The organism is Paraburkholderia sp. HP33-1 (assembly GCF_021390595.1).
In the GTDB taxonomy this organism is placed as follows: domain Bacteria; phylum Pseudomonadota; class Gammaproteobacteria; order Burkholderiales; family Burkholderiaceae; genus Paraburkholderia.
Genome location: NZ_JAJEJR010000002.1, coordinates 878,255 through 894,833, shown reverse-complemented (window position 1 = coordinate 894,833; position 16,579 = coordinate 878,255). Strand labels below are relative to the sequence as shown.

The 16,579-nt window shown below is 64.4% G+C and carries 21 protein-coding genes; 7 read left to right on the top strand and 14 right to left on the bottom strand.

Annotated features, from left to right (window positions below; all coding sequences use genetic code 11):
* The first annotated feature begins 181 nt into the window (after positions 1 to 181).
* Positions 182 to 490 (top strand): 2Fe-2S iron-sulfur cluster-binding protein, encoded by a 309-nt coding sequence (locus tag L0U81_RS20105; RefSeq protein WP_233805269.1) that lies wholly within the window; start codon positions 182 to 184, stop codon positions 488 to 490.
* A 58-nt stretch (positions 491 to 548) separates the two neighbouring features.
* Here the strand turns inward: L0U81_RS20105 and L0U81_RS20100 are convergent, their stop codons facing one another.
* From L0U81_RS20100 to L0U81_RS20090, 3 genes are all read right to left on the bottom strand, one after another.
* Entirely contained in the window at positions 549 to 743 is a 195-nt protein-coding gene (locus L0U81_RS20100; RefSeq protein WP_233805268.1) for a YqaE/Pmp3 family membrane protein, read from the bottom strand.
* Between the two features lie 89 nt (positions 744 to 832).
* The gene (locus L0U81_RS20095) at positions 833 to 1,030 is read right to left on the bottom strand and encodes a DUF1653 domain-containing protein (protein ID WP_233805267.1); all 198 of its coding nucleotides are present in this window, start codon (positions 1,028 to 1,030) and stop codon (positions 833 to 835) included.
* Positions 1,031 to 1,084: 54 nt separating this feature from the next.
* A complete protein-coding gene (locus L0U81_RS20090; protein WP_233805266.1) occupies positions 1,085 to 1,729 on the bottom strand; it encodes a helix-turn-helix transcriptional regulator in 645 nt (214 codons plus the stop codon).
* A gap of 234 nt (positions 1,730 to 1,963) precedes the next feature.
* On the opposite strand from L0U81_RS20090, the gene L0U81_RS20085 reads away from it, so the two are divergent.
* The 5 genes from L0U81_RS20085 to L0U81_RS20065 all read left to right on the top strand — a co-directional run bounded on the left by L0U81_RS20085 (position 1,964) and on the right by L0U81_RS20065 (position 5,424).
* The gene (locus L0U81_RS20085; RefSeq protein WP_233805265.1) at positions 1,964 to 2,182 is read left to right on the top strand and encodes a hypothetical protein; all 219 of its coding nucleotides are present in this window, start codon (positions 1,964 to 1,966) and stop codon (positions 2,180 to 2,182) included.
* Positions 2,183 to 2,752: 570 nt separating this feature from the next.
* Positions 2,753 to 3,034, top strand: coding sequence for a hypothetical protein (locus tag L0U81_RS20080; protein WP_233805264.1), 282 nt, complete (start codon positions 2,753 to 2,755; stop codon positions 3,032 to 3,034).
* Positions 3,035 to 3,169: 135 nt separating this feature from the next.
* On the top strand, positions 3,170 to 3,448 hold the full coding sequence (gene infA / locus L0U81_RS20075; RefSeq protein WP_233805263.1) for a translation initiation factor IF-1: 279 nt from the start codon (positions 3,170 to 3,172) through the stop codon (positions 3,446 to 3,448).
* A 241-nt stretch (positions 3,449 to 3,689) separates the two neighbouring features.
* Positions 3,690 to 4,265 carry an ANTAR domain-containing response regulator gene (locus L0U81_RS20070; RefSeq protein ID WP_233805262.1) on the top strand — a complete coding sequence of 192 codons (576 nt, stop codon included), beginning with the start codon at positions 3,690 to 3,692 and terminating at the stop codon, positions 4,263 to 4,265.
* Positions 4,266 to 4,272: 7 nt separating this feature from the next.
* Positions 4,273 to 5,424 (top strand): CmpA/NrtA family ABC transporter substrate-binding protein, encoded by a 1,152-nt coding sequence (locus L0U81_RS20065; protein WP_233805261.1) that lies wholly within the window; start codon positions 4,273 to 4,275, stop codon positions 5,422 to 5,424.
* A 32-nt stretch (positions 5,425 to 5,456) separates the two neighbouring features.
* Here L0U81_RS20065 and rhaS read toward each other — a convergent pair whose 3' ends face one another.
* The 6 genes from rhaS to rhaM all read right to left on the bottom strand — a co-directional run bounded on the left by rhaS (position 5,457) and on the right by rhaM (position 11,444).
* Complete coding sequence (gene rhaS, locus L0U81_RS20060; RefSeq protein ID WP_233805260.1) at positions 5,457 to 6,467, bottom strand: rhamnose ABC transporter substrate-binding protein; 1,011 nt, start codon at positions 6,465 to 6,467, stop codon at positions 5,457 to 5,459.
* Between the two features lie 25 nt (positions 6,468 to 6,492).
* Positions 6,493 to 7,530: an ABC transporter permease gene (locus tag L0U81_RS20055; protein WP_233805259.1), complete on the bottom strand. Its 1,038-nt coding sequence runs from the start codon at positions 7,528 to 7,530 to the stop codon at positions 6,493 to 6,495.
* Positions 7,523 to 8,578, bottom strand: coding sequence for an ABC transporter permease (locus L0U81_RS20050; protein WP_233805258.1), 1,056 nt, complete (start codon positions 8,576 to 8,578; stop codon positions 7,523 to 7,525). Before L0U81_RS20050 ends, L0U81_RS20055 begins: the two co-directional genes overlap by 8 nt.
* Positions 8,575 to 10,104, bottom strand: coding sequence for a sugar ABC transporter ATP-binding protein (locus tag L0U81_RS20045; RefSeq protein WP_233805257.1), 1,530 nt, complete (start codon positions 10,102 to 10,104; stop codon positions 8,575 to 8,577). The genes L0U81_RS20050 and L0U81_RS20045 overlap by 4 nt, the downstream gene beginning before the upstream one ends.
* Positions 10,105 to 10,158: 54 nt before the next feature.
* On the bottom strand, positions 10,159 to 11,052 hold the full coding sequence (locus tag L0U81_RS20040; protein WP_233805256.1) for an amidohydrolase family protein: 894 nt from the start codon (positions 11,050 to 11,052) through the stop codon (positions 10,159 to 10,161).
* Between the two features lie 74 nt (positions 11,053 to 11,126).
* Positions 11,127 to 11,444, bottom strand: coding sequence for an L-rhamnose mutarotase (gene rhaM / locus L0U81_RS20035; RefSeq protein WP_233805255.1), 318 nt, complete (start codon positions 11,442 to 11,444; stop codon positions 11,127 to 11,129).
* 120 nt (positions 11,445 to 11,564) lie between these two features.
* Here rhaM and L0U81_RS20030 point away from each other — a divergent pair, with 120 nt between their 5' ends.
* Positions 11,565 to 12,560: a LysR family transcriptional regulator gene (locus L0U81_RS20030; protein WP_233805254.1), complete on the top strand. Its 996-nt coding sequence runs from the start codon at positions 11,565 to 11,567 to the stop codon at positions 12,558 to 12,560.
* Between the two features lie 19 nt (positions 12,561 to 12,579).
* On the opposite strand, the gene L0U81_RS20025 is transcribed toward L0U81_RS20030, so the two are convergent.
* The 5 genes from L0U81_RS20025 to L0U81_RS20005 all read right to left on the bottom strand — a co-directional run bounded on the left by L0U81_RS20025 (position 12,580) and on the right by L0U81_RS20005 (position 16,567).
* Positions 12,580 to 13,362, bottom strand: a complete 783-nt coding sequence (locus L0U81_RS20025) for an SDR family NAD(P)-dependent oxidoreductase (protein ID WP_233805253.1) — start codon at positions 13,360 to 13,362, stop codon at positions 12,580 to 12,582.
* Between the two features lie 14 nt (positions 13,363 to 13,376).
* Positions 13,377 to 14,555 carry an L-rhamnonate dehydratase gene (gene rhmD, locus L0U81_RS20020; RefSeq protein WP_233805252.1) on the bottom strand — a complete coding sequence of 393 codons (1,179 nt, stop codon included), beginning with the start codon at positions 14,553 to 14,555 and terminating at the stop codon, positions 13,377 to 13,379.
* Positions 14,556 to 14,655: 100 nt separating this feature from the next.
* Positions 14,656 to 15,408, bottom strand: a complete 753-nt coding sequence (locus tag L0U81_RS20015) for an SDR family NAD(P)-dependent oxidoreductase (protein ID WP_233805251.1) — start codon at positions 15,406 to 15,408, stop codon at positions 14,656 to 14,658.
* A gap of 158 nt (positions 15,409 to 15,566) precedes the next feature.
* Positions 15,567 to 15,800, bottom strand: a complete 234-nt coding sequence (locus L0U81_RS20010) for a hypothetical protein (protein WP_233807862.1) — start codon at positions 15,798 to 15,800, stop codon at positions 15,567 to 15,569.
* Between the two features lie 149 nt (positions 15,801 to 15,949).
* Positions 15,950 to 16,567, bottom strand: coding sequence for a copper-binding protein (locus L0U81_RS20005; protein ID WP_233805250.1), 618 nt, complete (start codon positions 16,565 to 16,567; stop codon positions 15,950 to 15,952).
* Positions 16,568 to 16,579: the final 12 nt, after the last annotated feature.

Genomic DNA, 16,579 nt, shown 5'->3' with positions numbered 1-16,579 from the left:
GCGGGATCGTCAATTCGCGCCACGCGGAGGTGAATTGATTCACTTTAGACGAGTTAACGCCAGGTGCAAGATTTCCCCGTTTTTTTCTTGAATGTGCGACTGAAGGCGCATGTTGCGACGCGGCATAAAGCGGCGTCCGATCCCGTGTAAAGTGTCGCGCACCCAGCCACTGATCCGTACGATGTCCGCCCCCACCCGCCCGCCTGTGATTCGCGTCGAGCCGCTCGGCCAGAGCTTCGAAGCACCCGATTCGCTGACGATTCTCGAAGCCGCCGGTTTTGCGAATCTGCGTTTGCCGCGTTCGTGCCGCAACGGCACGTGCAGGACGTGCTTGTGCCGGATGAAGTCCGGGCAAGTGCGCTACTCGATCGAATGGCCGGGCGTAAGCCGCGAGGAAAAGGCCGAGGGCTATATCCTGCCGTGCGTGGCGATCGCCGAAACCGACGTGGTGATCGAAGTGCCGGATGCGGTCTTGCTACCGGCGCGTTGAGTGGGATCGAAGCGCGAGCGTGAGGCCCCCGCTCGCCGACGGCTTCAGATGCAGCGTCTTACCGCCCATTGTTCATGGCGCGGGCGATTTTCTTGTCCGTGTTGTACTGGCTCAACGCATACACCGACCAGATCGCGGCCGGCACCCAACCGATCACCGTAAGCTGCAGAATCAGGCAGATGATGCCCGCGAACGGACGCCCGATCGTGAAAAACTGAAACCACGGCAGAATGATGGCAAGCAAAAGACGCATTCGGTTTTCCTGTTCCTGTCGTTGCGGCAGCGTGCGTTAGTCCGAGTGGGACGCATCTGCCTCGTTAATGGACGTATCAAGCGGACGTATCAAGCGATATCAAGCGGCGCAAACCGCGGCACCTTGACGCCTTCCAGTTCGACCAGCTCGAAAAATACCGTCGCCGGCCGGGTCCAGATCGTACCGTTGGCCGCCTTGTAGACGATCATCGTGACCGTCGGATCCGATTCAAGCGTGGCCTCGCAGACCAGTTCGTAAATGCCGCCTTTGTAGTGCCGGTAACGCACGGTGCATGTCCTTGTATTTTGGGTTCGATCGACGTATTTGCAAGCGCGGCACCTTCAGCCGCCCTCCTTCATCTGCTTCAGAATCTTGTAGACGGTCGCGCGGCCCATCGTCAGCACCGCGGCCACGTAGTTCGCCGAGCTGCGGCCGCGAAACGCGCCCTGCGCGTGCAGCGCCTCGACGATTTCACGCTTGTGCTCGCGCGTCAGCGCATTGATGCCGATCTGCCGGTCCCGCAACCACGTGTGCAGATACGTATTGATGCGGTCCTGCCAGTCGTCGCGGAACAGATCGTCGGCGGGCGCGTCAGTCATCGTGCCGCCCTTGATGAACAGATCGAGCGTCGAGCGCACGTCCTCGAACACTGCGATGTTGAAGTTCACGCACAGGATGCCCGCGGGCTTGCCGTCGTCGTCGAACAGGATGTTGCTCACGCAGCGCATGCGGCGGCCGTCCCAGTTCAGTTTCTCGTAGGGACCGATGGTCTGGCCGCGCGCCGCGAAGTGCGCGTCGTCGAGCACCGACGGAGCGCCCACCTCGAGCCGCGACAGATTGTTCACCAGATACGCGATGGTCTGATCGCGCAGATCGTGAATCACCACTTCGGCACAGGGATAGAGCAGCGCGGCGATGCCGTCGGCGATCGGCGCGTAGCGCTTGAGCAGCAGGTCTTTGACAGGAGACACGTTCGGGTTTCGCATGGGAAAGACGCGAGGTTCGAAGGAGGCGACGCGCGGTATCGGGCAACGACGGTGTGAGATGCCCGCAGCGGCCCCCGTCGCGCGCGCCGCCCGCATTCAGGACTCGCCATTGTAGCGGCCAGGCGCCGGGCCTCGCGAGTCAACACCGCACAGCAATTTTGTCCGTCTCGCGAGCGCATTTTTTTCATGCGATAAACGTTGATCCAACCGAAACCCACCGAACGGAGCAAACCGATGGCCACACTCGAAGCGTTTCGCGCCGTGCTCGACGACAAGCGCACGCCGGAGATCATCCGCAACCACATCATCGATTCGCTGCAATACGCACTGCGCAACTTCGGTCAGGTCTTCACGGCGAAGGAACTCGAATGGCTGGCCGGCTGGGATGATGCGCGCCTGCCGCTCGCGGCCACGCGTGAATTGCACAAGCGCCTCGCTGAGACGTCGCGCTGACGCGTTCAGACAGCGAACCTTGCGCTCGCCACTCGCGCGTCTCACGCCCGCCACAGCTCTGACACGCTATCGCCAACCGCTCGCGAAGCCCCGCCAGCCGGGCGTTCTGGCCGCGCGCCGAAGTTTTCACTATCCAATCACCCCCTTTTCAGGCATCATATTGGAATAGTTGCACCACGCACCCATATAGCACTGGCAGCACCAGGCAGTCTCAAACCGGCATCTCCGCACCACCCCCGACTGTTCGACCGCCGCTCGTCGGCGATCCCGTCATTCCGGCAATGCGCCACCTGCATTCGCCGTCGCGAGAAGTACACCGAGCGGTTCAGCATCATGCGTCCGGCGCGTCAATTAGCGTCGCTTCAGCGTTTTTCCGGTCGAATTCGCGCGACCGCTCGAGCCATTGTCATTGAGTCCGCCGGGTCTAGCAGGCCTGTGCAAACCATTTTTATCGCGGCGCGCCCATCGGTGCTGCGCCGCCGGTTCGCGTCGCGACGCGTCAGAGAGGCGCTGCCGGAAGCAGCGCCACCAGTGCGCCTCGCGGACCACGCAATACAGGACACGTTGTTCATGAATTCAGCAGTCAAGACCTACAAGGGTTACGAAATTCACCCGCTCGTTTATCCGCGCCGCCCGGCGGGCGCTCCGGCGGGCCGCGATCCGGGCGCCGGCTACGACGCGTCGGTGCGCATCTGCCGCGTCGGCGCCAATCCCGCGGCCGACGGCCGGGTGTTCCGCCTGCAGTATCTGTTTCCGTTCGACGGCATGGGCAAGGCGCGCATCGCGTGCATGGCGCATGCGGAACGCTTGATCGACGGCCAGGTGAGTGGCCAGTCGGTCGCCGATCTTTGAGCGGCGTCATCGGCGCGTCACTCACGTCGCGCAGCGTGCTTTCGGGCGCCGCTGCTTTTCCAATGAATCCGCAGTCGCGCCGCTTGCAATGCGCGCGGCCGGCTTCCCCTTTATCCCATCGACCAGGAGTGATGCATGGCGAAAGAAGAACTGCTTGAACTTGACGGTATCGTCGACGAAGTACTTCCGGACAGCCGCTACCGCGTGACGCTGGACAACGGCGTCGTGGTCGGCGCTTATGCGTCCGGACGCATGCGCAAGAACCACATCCGTATTCTCGCGGGCGATCGCGTGACGCTCGAATTGTCGGTCTACGACCTGACCAAGGGGCGGATCAATTTCCGTCACAAGGACGAGCGCTCGAGCGGTGGCGGTGGGCCACGGCCGGCGTCGCAGGGGGCGCGGCGGCGGTAAGATGCGCCGCTTCGGTGCATCGGGCGTGCGAGGTCTCGCATGCCCCGCGCCGGTGCAACGCGACTGGCGTGGCCGCGTCGCCCCGCTCCCGGGCGATTCGCAGACAGCGCCCACGAAATTCCCTAGCGGCCCGCCCCATTCGCGGGCGCCAACCCACATGCCCTCCCCGGCAAGTCCCGCAGCACGGCAACTGGCACATTTATTGCTTAATCGGTAGTCAGTTGTCCCTCCCACCGACTCCATGCTGCGTGTTCTCCTTGTCACCGACACAGACAAACCCATCGGCGATCTGCGCGATGCGCTCGCCTGCCTCGGCTGCGAAATGCTCGCCGGCACCGCGACGCCGCAGGCGCTGCATCGCGCGGTGCAGGACGAGCGGCCCGACGTCATCATCATCGATACGGAGTCGCCGTCACGCGATACGCTCGAACAGCTCGCCGTGATGCACGCGACCGCGCCGCGCCCCGTGCTGATGTTCAGCCATGACGCGAACCAGCAACTGATCCGCGAGGCGGTGAACGCGGGCGTCACCGCGTATCTGGTCGAAGGTCTCGCGACCGAACGGCTCGCGCCGATCCTCGAAGTCGCGCTCGCGCGTTTCGCGCAGGAGTCGCAATTGCGCGAGCGGCTCGCGCAGGCCGAGAACGAACTGGCCGAGCGCAAGCTGATCGATCGCGCGAAACGCCTGCTGATGGATCAGCAGAAACTCTCCGAACCGGCCGCCTACGCAAGTCTGCGCAAACGCGCGATGAACCAGGGCGTCAAACTCGCCGAGGTCGCGCGCGAGGTCGTCGCGTCGGCCGGCTCGCTCAAGTGATGCGCTCATGAATCCAGCCACTTCCGTCACCGCGGCGGCCTTTGCGGAGCCGCCTGAAAAGACCCATCTGCGGCTCGGCTTCGTCGCGTTGTCCGACGCGGCGCCGCTCATCGCCGCGAAGCTGCTCGAGTTCGGCCACGCGCACGGACTCACGCTCGAACTGTGCCGCCAGCCGTCGTGGGCGGCCGTGCGCGACAAGCTGCTATCGGGCGATCTCGACGCCGCGCACACGCTTTACGGCCTCGTATATGGCGTGCAGCTCGGCCTCGCCGGCCCGCGCACCGACATGGCCGTGCTGATGGTGCTGAACCGCAACGGCCAGGCGATCACGCTGTCGAATCGTCTCGCCGATTTGCTCCAGAAACACGGCACCTTAGCCGACGCGCTCGCGGCGCTCGGCCGCAAGCCGGTGTTCGCGCAGACCTTCCCGACGGGCACCCATGCCATGTGGCTGTACTACTGGCTCGCGGCGCAAGGCGTCGATCCGTTGCGCGACATCGACAGCGTCGCGATCCCGCCGCCGCAGATGGTCGCCGCGCTCGCCGACGACCGGCTCGATGGTCTATGCGTCGGCGAGCCGTGGAATGCGATGGCCGAAGCACACGGCGTCGGCAGAACGATCGCGTATTCGAGCGAGGTATGGCCCGAGCATCCCGAGAAAGTGCTCGCCTGCCGCCGCGATTTCGTCGACGCGCATCCGCACACGACGCGCGCGCTCGTGCAGACCGTGCTCGAAGCGTGCCGCTGGCTCGACGGTGCCGGGCATCGCGACGAGATCGCGCGCTGGCTCGCGCGGCCCGAATACATCGGTATCGAAGAGACGCTGATCGCGGCGCGGTTGGGCGACCGCATCGACCCGGCGAACGCACGCCGCCTGCCGATGCGTTTCTTCGACGACGGCGCGGTCAACTATCCGCATCCATTCGAAGGCGCGTGGTTCCTCACGCAGTTCGAGCGCTGGGGGATGATCGATGCACGCAACGATTACGAAGCGATCGCCGCGCGCATCAACCAGACGCAGCTATATCGCGAGGCCGCCGCACGCGTGAACGTGGCGGTACCGGGCGAGGACGTGACGCGGGAATTGATCGATGGCGAGGTGTGGGGAAGCGGCTCGCCATCCGCCGCCTATGCTCGGCGTTTTGCGATCCGCCGTTAAAGCGGACCGCACGCGAAAGCTCAAGACAATGCTCAGAAGTTGTACTTGTCGATATTGCTCGCATCGAACGTCGTCGGCGGTCCGAGAATGATTTCGCCTTGCGCGCCGATCGTGCGCTTGCCGAGCTTGCCGGCGTCGAACGTTTCACCTTCCTTACCCGTAATCTTGCCCGACGCGAGCGACGCCGCCGCGTACGCGGCCAGATAGCCGAGCTGGTTCGGATCCCACAACTGGAACGCCTGCACGGTGCCGTTCTTCACGAACGCGCGCATCTGGTTCGGCGTGCCGAGACCCGTCACCACCACCTTGCCCTTGCTCGACGATGACGAGATATAGCGCGCCGCCGCCGCGATGCCGACCGTCGTCGGTGCAACGATGGCCTTCAGGTTCGGATACGCCTGCAGCAAACCCTGTGTTTCGACGAAGGACTTCTGATCGTCATCGTTGCCGTACGCGATCTTGACGAGCTTGACCTTCGCGTACTCCGGCTTCTTCAGCTCTTCCTGCATCCACTTGATCCAGGTGTTCTGGTTCGTCGCGTTCGGCGTCGCCGACAGGATCGCGAACTCGCCCTCGCCGCCCATCAGCTTCGAAACCAGTTGCACCTGGCCCCGGCCGATGCCCTCCGCGTTCGCCTGATTGACGAATAGCTGACGGCCTTCGGGCGCGGTATCGGAGTCGAACGTGACCACCTTGATGCCCTGGCCCATCGCTTTCTTCAGATACGGCACGAGCGCGTTCGCATCGTTCGCGGCAATCACGATCGCGTCCTGGTGCTGCGTGATCAGCGTATTGATGTACGACACCTGCGAGGACGCGCCGGCATCCGATGGTCCCACCGCCTTGCCCACGCCGCCGAACTCCTTGATTGCGGCGAGGCCGCCGTCGTCGGCGATCACTTCATACGGGTTGTTGATCTGCTTCGGCACGAACGCGATTTTCAGCCCGCTTTTCAGGTCCGCGGCGAACGCGCCGCCGCAACTGATCGCGAGCAGCGCGGCGCATAGGGCGGCCATGCCGGTGTGACGTAGAGGTTTGAACATGAAGTGTCTCCAGCGTTGTTGTGGACTAGGATGAGGATGAGGATGAAGCAGACGCGGCCGCGGACTTCGCGATGAAACGCCGGTCGCGCGCCGCCCGCCAGCGCGCGACGAGGTTCGGAATCAGCACCGACGCGAGCAGCAGCACGCCGGTCACGATGGTCAGCGTTTCGCTCGATACGTCATCGAGCGTCAACGCGTTCTTCAGCACGCCGATGATCAGCAGCGACAACAGCACGCCGATCATCGAGCCGCGTCCGCCGAAAATGCTGACGCCGCCGAACAGCACCGCCGCGATCACCGATAGCTCGAAGCCTTCGCCGTTATCGCCGCGCGCACTCGTGAAACGCAGCGTATAGACGATGCCCGCGAGCGCGCTGACGAGGCCCGACAGCACGAACAGGCGCAAGCGGATCTTCGCGACCTCGATGCCGGAGAAGGCGGCGGCGGTCGGATTCGCGCCGATCGCATAGAGACTGCGGCCGAACGCGGTGGCTTGCAGCAGCACGGTGAACAGCACGGCGGCGACGATCACGATCATGAACGGCCACGGAATGAACGTCGCGGCAAGCGTGTTCATGCCGAACGCCGTGTACTCGACCGGAAAATCCGCGACCGCCTGATCGCCGAGCAGCACATACGCGAGACCGCGAAACAGCGCGAGCGTACCGATCGTGACCGCGAGCGACGGCAGATTCAGCTTGACGATCACGAGCCCGTTCAACAGCCCGGCCAGCGCACCTGCGATCAGAACCAGCACGATCACGACCGGCATCGGCAAGCCCATGTGCCACAGCACGCCCATCAACGCGCTCGATGCACCCAGCACCGACGCGACCGACAGATCGATCTCGGCGGCGACGATGATCAGCGTCATCGGCAACGCCATCAACGCGATTTCGGTCAGATCGGCGAGCACGTTGCTCAGGTTCGCACCGGTCAGAAACACCGGCGACAACCAGCGCCCCAACACGAGCGACACGATCAGCACGATCACGAGCAACACTTCCCATTGCAGCGGCGTTTCACGTTTGCGCGTGAGCAGCGCGGAATCGGGTTTAGCCATGATCGCGTTTCCTCATCATGCGTTTGGCGACAGAGCGGGCCAGCAAGGTATCGGCGGCGATCGCGGCGACGATCAGCGCCCCCTGGATCGCCTGCTCCCAGAACGGCGACACATGCAGCACGACGAGCGCGATGCTGATCACGCCGAGCACGAGCGCGCCGAGCGTCGCGCCGAGAATCGTGCCGACGCCGCCCGTGATCGCGACGCTGCCGACCACCGCCGCCGCGACGACCTGCAATTCGATGCCCTTCGCGGTGCTTGCATCGACGGTGCCAAAGCGCGCGAGCCACAACGCGCCGGCAAAGCCCGCGATCGCCCCGGACAGCAGAAAGCCCGACATCACGCGACGCTCGACGTTCACGCCCGCGAGCCGCGCGGCCTCCGGATTCGAGCCGATCGCGTAGTGCTCGCGACCGCCGCGAAACTGCTTCAGATACACGGACAGACCGGCCAGCACGACGAGCGCGATCAGCGCGAGCGTCGGGATGCCGAGCAGCGTGCCGGTCGCGAGCCGCGAATACGCGTCGGGCAGACTGGTCGCGTTGATCTGGCCGCCGTGCACCCACGCGTAATCGGCGCCGCGAAAGATGTACAGCGTCGAGAGCGTCGCCACGAGCGAAGGCACGCGCCCCACCGCGACCAGCAGCGCATTGATGCCGCCCGCGACGAGCCCGAACGCGAGCCCCGCGGCGAGGGCGACGAGCACCGGCATATGCGGGAACACAACGTACAGGCTCCCCACCGCGTACGCGCTGATACCCACCGTCGAGCCGACCGACAGATCGATATGCCGCATCACGATCACCACGGTCATGCCGGCCGTCAGCAGACCGATGATCGACACGTTCAGCAGCACGTCGCGCAGATTCTGCAGATTCAGGAACTGCGGCTTCGCGATCCCGGTCCCTGCGATCAGCAGGATCAGTACGACGAACAAGGTAGTTTCGCGGCTCTTCGCGATGCTCGCGACGAGACCGCCCGGCGCAGCGGCGGAACGTTTCGGCAGCGACTGCTGTACCGGCGCCGGATGGGTCGAATGGCGCATCATGCTGCACGTCCGAAGGGTGAAAGACCCTGGCCGAGCGCGGCGCCCATGATGCGCTCCTCGTTCGCGTCGGCGCGCGCGATCTCCGCGCTGATGCGGCCTTCGTGCATCACGAGCACGCGATCGGCCATGCCGAGCACCTCGGGCAGCTCGCTCGAAATCATCAGCACGGCCATGCCGTCGCGCACGAGTTCGGCCAGCGCGCCATACACCTCGGCTTTCGCGCCGACGTCGATGCCGCGCGTCGGTTCGTCGATGATCAGCACTTTCGGGTCCGTCGCGAGCCATTTGCCGAGCACGACCTTCTGCTGGTTGCCGCCCGACAGTGTGCCGACCGGCGCGTTAGGATCGCCCGCCTTCACGCGCAGGCGCGTGCCCCACCGGTTCGCGAGCTGCGTTTCGCTGCGCGTCGAAATGAGACCATGCCGCACGAGCCGGCCGAGCACCGTCATCGACGCATTGCGCGCGATGCTCAGTTCCAGCGCGAGCCCTTGCTGCCGACGATCCTCCGGCACGAGCGCGAGCCCCGCGCGCACCGCGGCCGCGGGCTTGCCGGTGTCGAGCCGCTTGCCGGCGAGCCAGACCTCGCCCGCGTCGAGCGGATCGATACCGAAGATCGCGCGCGCGACCTCGCTGCGTCCCGCCCCAACGAGGCCCGCGAGCGCGACGATCTCGCCCGCGCGCACGTCGAACGAGACGTCCTTGAATACGCCGATGCGCGTCAGGCCACGCACCGACAGACGCACGTCGCCGGGCGTGCAATCGGCCTTCGGATAGAACGTTTCCAGATCGCGGCCAACCATCTTCGCGACGATCCCGTCGGTGCTCAGATCGGCGGTCAGTGCGTCGAAAACTTTCGCGCCGTCGCGCATGATCGTCACGCGCTGCGTCAGCGCGAACACTTCGTCGAGCCGGTGCGTGATGAACAGGATGGCGACGTTGCGTTCGCGCAGCTTGCGCACGATCGCGAAGAGCCGCTCGACTTCGGGCAGCGACAATGCGGCGGTCGGCTCATCCATGATCAGCACGCTCGCGTTCAGCGACAACGCCTTCGCGATTTCGATCACCTGCTGGTCCGCGATCGACAGACCGCGCACCAGTCGATCCGCGCGCAGCTCGACGCCGAGCGACGCGAGCAACCCGTCCACCTCGCGATGCATCGCGTCGTACTGGATGCGGCCGAAGCGGTCGACCGGCTGCCTGCCCATGAAGATGTTCTCCGCGATCGACAGATCGAAGAACAGCGTCGGTTCCTGATAGATCACCGCGAGCCCGGCGTCGCGTGCTTCGGCGGGCGTCGCGAAGCGGCGCGGCTCGCCGTTCACCAGCAGTTCGCCGGCGTCGGGCTGATGCACGCCAGCGAGGATTTTGACGAGCGTCGATTTGCCCGCGCCGTTCTCGCCGAGCAGCGCATGCACCTCGCCGGGCCACAGCACGAGGTCGCCGTCGGACAGCGCGCGCACCCGGCCGAAGGATTTGCTCGCGTGCCGCAATTCGAGTCGCGGCACCGCGGATGGGGATGGCTGCACTGCGTTGTCTCCTAAGCGTCTGCTTGTACGATTTTTGTCCGTGCGCGCGACGCATCAAATACGGTAGTACCGTTCTGCGTTGCGCCGAAACAGCGCATCTTTCTCAACTTCGCTCGCATCCGCGACGATCGCCGCATACGCGTGCCACAAATCCGTGTACGAGCCGAACAGCCGGTCGACCGGAAAGTTCGACGCGAACATCGCGCGTTCGACGCCGAACGTATCGATCGTTTCCAGCACATAGGGCCGCAGGCTTTCGACGCTCCAGTGATGATCGAACATGGCAAGCCCACTGATCTTGACCACGATGTTCGGACACGCCGCCAGCGCGCGCATGCCATCGCGCCAAGCGCGATAACCCGCCACGCTATTGCGATCGACGAACATGCCCGCGTGATTGACAAGCAGAAGCGTGTCCGCATGCGCGCGTGCCAGCGCGGCCGCCTCTTCCATCTGCGACGGATACAGTTGCAGATCGAACGACAGGCCGTAACGACGCAGCAGCGCGAAATGCTCACGCCACTGCGGCTCGTGCATGAAATGACGGCCGACGTAATCGAACAGCCTGTTGTCGTGCACGTTGAGAATCTGCCGGATGCCGCGCGTATTCGCGAACGAAGCATGCGCTTCGAGCAACGCGGGCGCGTTCTGCGCGGAAAGATCGACCGCCGCGACGATCGCGTTCGGCATGCCGCGCGACACCTCGCGATCCGCGATCGACTGCAGCCAGCGCGTTTCCTCGACAGGATCGGCCGGATCGTGATTCGCCTCGACGTGCACGATCTTCAGTACGTCGATGTCGCCCGCTTCACCGAGCAGATCGTCGAGCAGATAGTCGTGCTTCAGATCGCGCGCATCGCCGACGAACGACACGCCCGGGTTCTCCAGCCACGGATAGCGATGCGTCTTCAGATCCCACAGATGGATATGCGAATCGACAACCTGCATGCGGCACCTTCGTCGGGTGAAAAGCGTTTCGAGGTTCGTGCGTCGTTGCGGGGTTCAGCTGTGTTCAGCGCTACTCAATGACTGAGATGAAAGACGGGTTCGAGCGTTCGCGACAGCGGCGTATGATCCGGCGCGGTCTGCATGATGTCGGCCATGTAATCCCACCATTTGCGCATCACGTCGAGTTGCGGCAACTGGTCCATCGTGTGATCGCTCGTGCGTGCGAGCACCGCGAAAAGATGATTCGTGTCGGGGTCGAAGAAAATCCGGTAGTCGCGCACGCCGGCGTCGTACAACGCGTCCACGAGCTCGGGCCAGATCTGCGCGTGACGCCGTTCGTATTCTTCGCGCATGCCGGGGTTGAGCACCATCCGGAAAGCGATTGTCTCCATTGCGGCCTGCCTCCTGTCGCTCCTTCGAACGACTATAATTCCTGCATCGATAGCCTCTCAATCCGTTGTTGGGATTGGGCGATCCACAAACCGAATCGCACGGGCACCCACACTGGCACCATGAGCCAACATTCAGCCGCCGTCGCACTCGTCAACCGTCTCAAGTTCAAGCATCTCGCCCTGCTCGTCGCGCTCGACGACACCCGCAACCTGCACCAGGCCGCCGAGGCCGTCAACGTCGCGCAACCGAGCGCGAGCCGCATGCTGGGCGACATCGAGGAAGCATTCGGCTTCCTGCTGTTCGAGCGCAACGCGCGCGGCATGACGCCGACGCCACTCGGAGTCGTCACGCTCGCTTACGCGCGCCGCGCCCTTGCCGAACTCACGCGCTTCGCCGAAGACCTCGACGTCAAACGACGTGGCGGTCACGGACAGTTGACCGTCGGCGCGATCATGGGCGCCGCGCCCGATCTGCTGGCGATGTCGGTCGCCGCGCTGAAGACCGAAAGCCCGCTGCTCAACGTACGCATCCTCGGGGAAACGAGCGACCAGGTCGTGCAATTGCTGCATCGCCGCGAGGTCGACCTCGCCTTGGGGCGTCTGACCAATCCCTTGCAGCACAATGACTTCAGCTTCGAGCCGCTCGCGCGCGAAACGCTGCTGCTCGTCGTGCGCGCCGTGCATCCGCTCGCGCGGCGCGCGCGCATCACGTTGCGCGAACTCGTCGTGTGGCCGTGGGTTGCGCAGCCGGTCACGAGTCCGGCGCGCGTGCTGTTCGAGGAAGAACTTGCGCGCGCGGGGCTCGCCACGCCGGTCAATCTGACCGAGTGCGCGTCCATCTTCGCGACGCTGCAATTGCTCGAGAATTACGATGCCGTTGCGATGCTGCCGGAGTCGGTGGTGCGTGATCATGTACGCGGCGGACTGCTCGTCGCGCTGCCGCTCGAAATCGGTAAGAGCCTCGCGGGCTTCGGCATTCTGACGCGCAAGGAGGAGCCCCTCGCCGAGCCGGCGCTGCGCTTCATCGAACTGCTGCGCGGCTTCTCGCGCAACCTCGCGCGCGACAATCCGCTCGACGCGCCCAGCACGCTGACTACGCCCGCCACGGTCAATTGACGCCAGCATCGCGCGCCGCTTATTGCAGATTGACGAACAGGCCGCCGTCGACGAGCAGCGCGGCGCCCGTCACATAGCGCGCGCGGTCCGACGCAAGAAACACCACGCAATCGGCGACGTCGTCGGGATGCCCCAGGCGGCCGAGCGGAATGCGCTTCTCGAAGTAGGCCTTCTTCGCTTCATCGGCGAGATCCTCGGCATTGAGGTCGGTGGCGATCGTGCCCGGCATCACCGAGTTGCAGCGGATGCCGAACGGCCCCAACGCAATCGCGCACGACTGCATCAGCGAATGCACGCCGGCCTTGGTCGGCGTGTAATGCGTCTGCATGCCGCCGCCCACCAATGCGCTGATCGAACTCGTCGCGACGATCGCGCCACCGGTGCCCTGCTTTTTCATCTGCTGCGCAGCGGCCTGCGTCACGTAGAACGCGCCGTTCAGATTGACCGCAACCGTCGATTCGAGCACCTCGGGCGGCATGTCGAGAAACGCGTGGAACGGGCAGATGCCGGCATTGCTCGCGAGCACGTCGAGCTTGCCGAACGCGTCGACCGTGCGGCGCACCAGCTGCTGGCCCGTGTCACGCGCCGCGACGTTGCCCTCCACCGCTATCACGTGGCGCCCCAACGCCTCGATTTCGCCGACCACTTCCGCGACCGCGGAACGACGGCCATACGATGCGTCGTTCTCACCCCAGTAGTTGATCGCCACGTCCGCGCCTTCGCGGGCGCAGGCCACCGCGATCGCGCGTCCAATGCCGCGCGAACCGCCAGTAACGATCACGACCTTGTCCTTGAGCAGCACGTTACTCTCCTCGTTCAATGCTGATAAGGCCGCACCAGCGCGCATTGCGGATTGAGCCGCACACCGAAGCCCGGCGTGTCCGGCACCTTCATGCGACCGTTGACCGGCACCGGTTCGTCGAGCAGCAGCGGGTTGAACATCGGCACCACTTCGTCGGCCTTCGGCGCCATCATCAGGAACTCGGAGAACGGCGAGTTATGACGCGTGACGACGAAGTGATAGCTGTACACCGACGATCCATGCGGCACCACCATCACGTTATGCGCATCGGCGAGCGCGGAAATCTTGATCAGCTCGGTGATGCCGCCGCACCAGCCGACGTCGGGCTGGATCAGATCGCAGCACTCCATTTCAAGCAGCATCCGGAAGCCCCAGCGCGTCGCCTCGTGCTCGCCGGTCGACACCATCATGCCGCGCGGCACGTTACGGCGCAGTTCGGCGTAACCCCAGTAATCGTCAGGCGGGAGGCATTCTTCGAGCCATTTGAGGCCGTATTCGTGCGCGCCTTGCGCGAGCCGCGTCGCGTAGCGCAGGTCGAGGCTCATCCAGCAGTCGTACATCAGCCAGAAGTCGTCGCCGACGCGCGCACGCATGTCGGCGAGCTTGTCGAGGTTCTGTTTGAGGCCCTCTTCTCCTTCCGCGGGACCATGCTGCAACGGCAGCTTGCCGCCGATGAAGCCCATCTCCTTCGCGAGATCGGGGCGCGCGCCGGTCGCGTAGAACACCAGCTCGTCGCGCACGGGCCCGCCCAAAAGTTGATAAACGGGCTCCTTGCGAACCTTCGCGAGCAGATCCCACAGCGCCAGATCGACGCCGGAAATCGTATTGAGCACGATGCCCTTGCGCCCGTAGTACAGCGTCGCAAAGTACATCTGATCCCACATCTTCTCGATGTCGGTCACGAGCTGCCCTTCGAGAAAACGCGCGAGATGCTTCTCGACGATGAACGCGCCGATCTCGCCGCCGGTCGTCACCGCGAAGCCCACCGTGCCGTCGCTCGCCTCGATCTCGACGACCAGCGTGCCGAGCACGTTGATGCCGAACGACTGGCGGCTCTGGCGATACTCGGGATAACGCGCCATCGGCGTTGCGATGTGATCATCGATCCAGTGTCCGCCGGCCTGATCGTGATAGTCCGCGCCGCCGCCGCGAACGATGAAGGCACGCACGTGCCGGATGGTAGGCATGGCCATGAAAGGGCTCCGTGAGAGAGGCGTCGAAGCGGCTCGACAACGCGGGCTCGACGCGTGTTCAATACGCGTGCAACAGGCGTGGAATTCGTGAGCGGCGCGCTCAGTAGGTGGCGCGGCCGCCGGACAGGTCGAACACCGAGGCGGTGCTGAACGCGCAGTCCTCAGAAGACAGCCACAGGATCAGCGACGCCGCTTCTTCCGGCAGCAGGAATCGGTTCATCGGAATCTTCGACAGCATGTAGTCGATGTGCTGCTGCGACATCGAATTGAATATCTCGGTTTTTGCGGCGGCCGGCGTGACCGCATTGACGAGGATGTTTCTGGTCGCGAGTTCCTTGCCGAGCGACTTGGTTAAACCGATCAACCCCGCTTTCGATGCGCTGTAGTGCGAAGCATTCGGATTGCCCTCCTTGCCCGCCACCGACGCGATATTGACGATGCGCCCATAGCCCTGCTTCAGCATCTGCGGCACGACGGCGCGGCAGGTCAGATACGGGCCGATCAGGTTCACGTCGATCACGCGGCGCCACACGTCGGGCGCGAGCTCCCACGTCGTACCGATGCCACCGGTGATGCCCGCGGAGTTGATCAGCACGTCGATCGAGCCGTGCTCGGCGACCGTTTGCGCGGTGGCCTGCTCGACCGCGGCTTCGTCGGTCAGCTCGACCGTGACGGCGCTGACCTTGCCGAGTTCGCCCAGCTCGCGCTGGCTACGCGCGAGGCGTTCGCCATCGACGTCCCACAACGCGACCGACGCGCCAGACTGCAGCGCCCGCTGCGCGACCGCGTAGCCGATGCCGCGCGCGCCACCGGTGATGACGACCGTGCGCCCCTCCAGATCGATCCGATTCATTGCTGTGCTCCTGTGGGCCGCCGAGCGGCGTGCCATCGAGTTGTTGTATATCGTTGCGGTCAATATACGGGCGGTGCGATCCGCCAACAATTCGACTATTGGAGGGGGCGATAGCAAAAGTGGATCGGCGGCTAGTGCGTTCGATATGCAAACAGACCTTAGTCACCCGCCGCGACGAAAAGCATCGAAACATAAAGAATGGTCGACACGGCGATGATGCCGACGCCGACCAGCACCTTGGTCTGGTCGAAGTTGATACCGCCGATGATCGCTATGCCGATTCCGAAGACTGACGACAAGGTGCCCACCGCCGCGAGGCCGACATGGATCTTGCTGCGGATCAGCCTTTTGCGCTCCGATTCGGCAGTGGATTCCGGTTCGCTCTGTTCCATTCCCTGCTCCTTCGCGCGCAACGCGATGACCATAGTGAAACCTGAGCCGCAATGGCCAGCGCGACATCGAACCCCCGGTTGCCGCTCGCCGTCGCGTGCCTCGATACGTTTGAAGCGTAGTTTATTTACGCCTTCTTAACTAAGCGCCGTTACTTGACGTCCGCGCCATCGCGCGACACCTTCGCCGCGATGGCCGACACGAACACCGCGCGCACCGAATCGCCGACCTTCAGTTTCTCGAGCGGAATGTCCGGCGACACGTCGAGCGTTTCCGTGCGTGACGGCCCGCGCAACGTGACAGTGCGATGCTTGCGATCGATCTTGCGCACTGTCGCCACGATTTCGACGCGCCGCGCCGACGCCACGACGCCATTGGCCGCCGGCTGTGTGACCTCGGTATCGAGGCGCTGGCGAATACCGTTCGGTGCGAGTTTGTCGACGCCGACCAGCATCGCTTTCTTGTACGCAATCGTCACGATGTCGCCGATATGCAGCTTGCTTAAGTCGGCGGCTTGCGGATTCACGTCGAAGGTTTCCTCGCCGCCTTGCGGGCCGCGCAGCGTCACGCTGTTCGTCGCGGGATCGATCGCGACGACGCGCGCCTGGACGTGCAGCAGCGCCGCCGCGCCGATTGCCTCCTGTTCCGGCGCGGGCGCCGACGCGTTGTCCTGCGCGATGGCCGGGCCCGCCGCGGCGACAGAAATCGCCAGCGCCACCGTGATCGCCTTCACTCGCGCGTGCCCTGTACCCGTTGTCTTGCGAGCCATGAAATGCTCCTT